This is a genomic window from Williamsia herbipolensis, assembly GCF_000964005.1.
In the GTDB taxonomy this organism is placed as follows: Bacteria; Actinomycetota; Actinomycetes; order Mycobacteriales; family Mycobacteriaceae; genus Williamsia_A; species Williamsia_A herbipolensis.
The window spans coordinates 1-1,114 of the sequence record NZ_JXYP01000049.1; the positions used below are offsets into that span (position 1 = coordinate 1).

The 1,114-nt window shown below is 63.9% G+C and carries 1 protein-coding gene; it reads left to right on the forward strand.

The annotated features are described in order from the left end of the window. Positions 1–115 precede the first annotated feature (115 nt). A complete protein-coding gene (locus TU34_RS22090; RefSeq protein WP_150116676.1) occupies positions 116–1,114 on the forward strand; it encodes an IS481 family transposase in 999 nt (332 codons plus the stop codon).

The following is a 1,114-nucleotide window of genomic DNA, read 5'->3' on the forward strand; positions in this document are numbered from 1 at the left end:
TGTGATGTCCAGGGAGGTTGTCCCGCCTCGCGGCGGTGAGTCGGGCTGACGGAAGAAGGCCCCCGGGTGTGAAGTGGAGCTGTCTAGTTCACCGCTTCACCACCAGGAGGCCTTCGTGTCCCACGCTAATGCAACTCTGACCCCGATCACTCGTCTGCGGCTGGCGCGGTTGATCGTCGACGACGGCTGGACCTATGCCGCGGCCGCGAAAATGTTCATGGTCGCACCCAAAACCGCCGGCAAATGGGCGCAGCGGTACCGGCTCGAAGGCCCAGCCGGAATGGTCGACCGCACCTCACGCCCACATGTCAGCCCGCAGAAAACCAATCCACAGTTGGTGCGCCAGATTGTGCGGCTGCGGTGGCGGCAACGCCTCGGGCCGGTCCAGATCGCAGGGCGCCTGGGGATCGCAGCCTCGACCGTGCACGCGGTGTTGGTGCGGTGTCGGATCAACCGGCTCAGCCACATCGACCGGGTCACCGGGGAACCACTTCGGCGCTACGAACACCCCCACCCCGGATCACTCATCCATGTCGACGTCACCAAATTCGCCAACATCCCCGACGGTGGCGGCCACAAATTCCTCAGCCGCCAACAAAGCAGAATCAACAGCCGCCAAACTGCTCACCGCACCGGGCAACGCGGCGACAAGTACCAACCGAAGATCGGAATCGCGTACGTGCACACAGTGATCGACGACTATTCACGGGTGGCCTACGCCGAGATCTGCACCGACGAGAAAGCTGTCACCGCGGTCGAGGTCCTCCACCGCGCCACCGCCTGGTTCACTGATCGCGGCGTCACCGTCGAACGCGTCCTCTCCGACAACGGCTCGGCCTACCGGTCATTCGCGTGGCGCGACGCCTGCACCGAACTCGGCATCACCCACAAACGCACCCGCCCCTACCGGCCGCAAACCAACGGCAAGATCGAACGATTCCACCGCACGCTGGGCGATGGATGGGCTTACAACCGTTTTTACGAGTCCACCGGACAACGCGACCATGCGCTCCCGGGCTGGCTGCACTTCTACAATCACCACCGAGCCCACTCCGCCACCGGAGGTCAGCCACCAGTCACCCGACTGACCAACCTCCCTGGACATCACATCTAG